The sequence below is a fragment of the Frankia sp. CeRuru1 genome (genome assembly GCF_977966315.1).
The window spans coordinates 1-4,527 of record NZ_CDWWEW010000394.1 but is presented as its reverse complement, the minus strand read 5'-3'; the positions used below and the strand labels follow the sequence as shown (position 1 = coordinate 4,527).

Here is a 4,527-nt window from a genome sequence, read left to right as displayed (position 1 = left end):
GACGACGAGTACGCCCTGATCATCGCGACCCTCGGTCGCCGGCCCAGCGACGCCGAACTCGCGATGTACTCGGTGATGTGGAGCGAGCACTGCTCCTACAAGTCCTCCAAGGTGCATCTGCGGCAGTTCCGGGATACCCCGTCGACGGACCGGCTGCTGGTGGGCATGGGGGAGAACGCGGGCGTCGTCGACGTCGGCGAGGGGCTGGCGGTCACCTTCAAGATCGAGTCGCACAACCACCCCAGCTTCGTCGAGCCGTACCAGGGGGCCGCGACGGGTGTAGGCGGCATCGTCCGCGACATCCTGACCATGGGGGCCCGCCCGATCGGCGTGCTCGACCCGCTGCGCTTCGGCGAGGCCAACGCTGCGGACACCGCCCGGGTCCTGCCCGGGGTCGTCGCCGGCATCGGTGGCTACGGCAACTGCCTCGGCCTGCCCACCATCGGCGGCGAGGTCGTCTTCGACCCGACCTACGCGGGTAACCCGCTGGTCAACGCCCTGTGCGTCGGGGTCATGCCGGTCGATCGGGTGCAGACGTCGGCGGCGACCGGGGTCGGCAACGCCGTCGTCCTGCTCGGCGCCAAGACCGGCCGGGACGGCATCGGCGGCGTCTCGATACTGGCGTCGGCGACCTTCGACGAGGGCGGCGGCCCGGCCCGGCGGCCCTCGGTGCAGGTCGGCGACCCGTTCACCGAGAAGATCTTGATCGAGGCCTGCCTGGAGCTGTTCGACCGCAAGCTCGTCACCGGCATCCAGGATCTCGGCGGCGCCGGGCTGACCTGCGCGCTGACCGAGACCACCGCCGCGGGCATCGCCACCGGCCAGCCCGGCGGCATGGAGGTCGACCTCGACCTCGTGCCCCTGCGCGAGGCGTCGATGGCGGCGCACGAGATCCTCGCGAGCGAGTCCCAGGAGCGCATGCTGGCGATCGTCACGCCCGAGGCGCTGCCCGAGGTTCTCGCCCTCGCCGAGCGCTGGGGTGTGCTCGCGACCAGGATCGGCACCGTCACCAACAGCGGTCGGCTGACCGTACGCTGGCATGGCGAGGTCGTCGTCGACGTTCCGCCCGGATCACTCGCCGACGATGGCCCGGTCTACGAGCGCCCTCTGCGCCGCCCGGTCGACTTCGACCTGGTCCGGGCGGACGCGCCCACGCCCGCCCGGCTCGCCCGGCCACGGACCGGGCCGGAGCTGCGGGAGACCCTGCTGCGGCTGGTCGCCTCCCCGAACCTGTGCTCGCGGGCCTGGGTGACCGACCAGTACGATCGGTACGTGCAGGCGGGCACCGTGCTCGCCCAGCCGGAGGACGCGGGCGTGCTCCGGCTGTCGGCGGCCACCGGCCTGGGGATCGCGCTCGCCACCGACGGCAACGGGCGGTACGCACGGCTCGACCCGTTCGCCGGCACCCAGCTCGCCCTGGCGGAGGCGTGCCGCAACGTGGCCGCCACCGGATCGGTGCCGATCGCGGTGACGAACTGCCTGAACTTCGGCTCCCCCGAGGATCCCGAGGTGATGTGGCAGTTCGCCCAGGCGTGCGCGGGCCTCGCCGAGGGCTGCCGGCGGCTCGGCCTCCCGGTGACGGGCGGCAACGTCTCGTTTTACAACCAGACCGGCTCGACGCCGATCCATCCGACCCCGGTGATCGGGGTGCTCGGCCTGTTCGACGACGTCACTCGCCGGACGCCCATCGGCTTCGCCGAGGAGGGAGACGTCCTGATCCTGCTCGGCGACACCGCCGACGAATTCGGCGGCTCGGAGTGGGCGTGGGTGACGCATCGCCATCTCGGCGGCGAGCCGCCGGCCGTCGACTTCGCCCGGGAAAAGCTGCTCGGCGAGATCCTCGTCGCCGGTTCCCGCGACGGCATGCTCACCGCCGCGCACGACCTCTCCGACGGTGGGCTCGCCCAGGCGCTCGTCGAGTCGTGCCTGCGCGGCGGGCACGGCGCCCGGATCATCCTGCCGGCCGGATCAGACCCGTTCGTCGAGCTGTTCAGCGAGTCGGCCGGCCGCGCCGTCATCGCGGTGCCCCGCGCGGAGGAACTGCGCTTCACCGGCATGTGCGAGGTGCGGGGGCTGCCGTGGCGGCGCGTCGGTGTCGTCAACGGGGACACCCTCGACGTACAGGACGCCTTCACCGTCGGCCTCGACGAGCTGCGCGCGGCGCACGAGGGAACGCTGCCGGCGCTGTTCGGCCGGCTCACCTAGACACGAGTACGTCCGAGCCGAGTACGTCCGGATAAATCCAAGTAAGTCCCAGCGTCGGCGGGCGAGGCCGGTCAGGAGTGGCCGTAGGGCTCCGGTCCCGGGCCGTCCGCGGTCTCGCCCGCCCCGTTGTCGTCCACCGAACCCGGCGGATGGGCGGCCACGCCCACCAGCTCGACGTCGATCGGCTCCAGGTCGGAGGGGTCCTCGTCGAACAGGACGGGTTCGGGATGCGCCGAAGGAGCCACCAGTGCCTCCGAGTGCGCCCCACAGCCGTGGTCGATCGACGTGACCCGGCCGTCGTCCGGTGCGAGCTCGTTGGCGCAGACGCCGAACATCCGGCCGAGCGCACCCGCGAGCCGCACGTGGAATCCGCAGGTCAGGCAGGATGCGGGCGCCACCTTGGCGATGGATGCGCCCGGGCCGGCGGGACCCGCGTACCAGCGTTCGACCGCTTCCTCCCGCCCGGTCACGGACAGCACCCGGGCCCGCCCCAGACCGAGCTCGATGAAGACGTCGGTGTCGGCGAACTCCTCGGCGTCTTCTGTGCGCAGCGCGAGCCGAGGATCGTCGATGGCGGTCGGCAACAGATCCCCGACGCCGACGTCGCCCGGCCGCAGCCGCTCCGACCAGGGGACCCACGGGGGCGCCAGCATGGCCCCGTCCCCGGGCATCAACACGACGTCGTCGACCGTCGCCTTGCGCACCCGCGCGGCTCGGGTAACGATCACCGTCCAGACCCAGCCGGGGTAGGCCCGCGACAGGCAGGCGAACCGGTGCAGGGCGAGGCGGTCCCCCTCGCTCTCGACGCCGAGATGCTCACCGACCTCCGCCGCGGACCCCGCCTCCTCGACGGCCGCCTGCCGGGCCAGGTCGACGGCGGCCGCACAGGTCGGATCGGCCACGGGTTCCCGCCCGGACCGGACCGTCCTACGAACATCGGGAGCATCCACGGGAAGTATTCTCACCCACGAACCCTCCCACCGCCCGACGTGGTCGTAGTGGCGCCGGTCCAGGACGGCGCCGGTCCAAGACGAGGACACTGGGCAGGGTGAACCTGGGCAGCACAGTGGTGAACAGCCTGCGCCGGCTGCGGGCGAGTGTGCGCGGCAATGACGCCGACCGGTCGGGGCTGTCGTCGCTGACGGAGCTGTCGTTCGTCAACGCCGCCGGGGACGCGCTGGTGACCGTCGCGTTGGCGGGTTCGCTGTTCTTCGCCGTCCCATCCGGCGAGGCCCGGTCGAAGGTCGCCCTCTACCTACTGGTCACCATGGTGCCGTTCGCCCTGCTGGCGCCGGTCATCGGTCCGCTGCTGGACCGGGTGGCCTACGGCCGGCGGACGGCGCTCGCCGCCATCTGCCTGGGCCGCGGGCTGCTGGCGTGGCAGCTCGCGGGGGCGCTCGACGGGCTGGCCGTCTACCCCCTCGCGCTCGGCCTGCTCGTGCTCTCCCGCGGGTTCGGCGTCGCGCGCAGCGCCGTCATTCCCCGGGTGGCCCCGGCGGAACTCACGCTCGTCACGATCAACTCACGGATCTCGCTGGTCAACATCGTCGCCGGGGCGGTCGTGGCACCCGTCGGGTTGGGCATCGCCAACATCCCTTTCGTCGGCTATCCCTGGGTGTTGCGGATCTGTGCCCTCGTCTACATGGCCGGGGTCCTACTGGCGTTCAACCTGCCCGGGCACGTCGACTCCGCCGCCGGTGAGCAGCCACTGCGCGGGCCGCTTCCCTCAAGCGTGGCCCGGCGCGGTGTCGGGACGTGGATCCGGGCGTTCCTCGGCACGCTGCCGGTGGCGCTGCGCGCCGCCCTGGTGCTACGCAGTCTGGTCGGCTTCCTGACGTTCTATCTGGTGTTCCTCCTGCGCACCAACGGCGGGAACAACCTGTGGCTGGGCGGGCTCGCGGTCTGCGCGGGCGCCGGCAGCGGCCTGGGAGTCCTCATCGGCGGCCGGCTCGGCCGGCGCCGCCCCGAGGGCATCCTCATGCTCGCGCTGGTGTTGGCGGCAGGGGATGCCTCGGTGCGGCGATCACCTACACCAAGTTCACCTCGCTGGTCGCCGCGCTGCTGGCGTCCATGGCGGGGTCGATGGGGAAGCTGGCGCTGGACGCGATCATCCAGCGGGACATCCCGGAGACCACCCGCAACTCCGCGTTCGCCCGCTCTGAGACCGGTCTGCAGCTGGCCTGGGTCGCCGGCGGGGGCCTCGGACTGATCGAGATGCCCGGGATGGTCGGCTTCGCGGTGGCCGCGGCGGCGATGGGGATCACGTTGTTCGTGGAGGCCGGCGCGCTGCGCCGGTCCCGGCTGGCCGCCCGCGCCCAGTTC

At 72.5% G+C, this 4,527-nt stretch carries 2 protein-coding genes and 1 pseudogene; 2 read left to right on the top strand and 1 reads right to left on the bottom strand.

The window, feature by feature from the left end; genetic code table 11:
• Window positions 1–2,205, top strand: a 2,205-nt coding sequence (gene purL / locus AC08OP_RS21150; protein WP_476615777.1) for a phosphoribosylformylglycinamidine synthase subunit PurL, incomplete at its 5' end; no start/stop codon positions are given.
• 71 nt (window positions 2,206–2,276) lie between these two features.
• Here purL and AC08OP_RS21145 read toward each other — a convergent pair.
• Window positions 2,277–3,170, bottom strand: coding sequence for a DUF3027 domain-containing protein (locus AC08OP_RS21145; protein WP_476615775.1), 894 nt, complete (start codon window positions 3,168–3,170; stop codon window positions 2,277–2,279).
• An 83-nt stretch (window positions 3,171–3,253) separates the two neighbouring features.
• Here AC08OP_RS21145 and AC08OP_RS21140 point away from each other — a divergent pair.
• Window positions 3,254–4,527 (top strand): annotated as a pseudogene (locus tag AC08OP_RS21140) (MFS transporter); the annotation flags it as partial.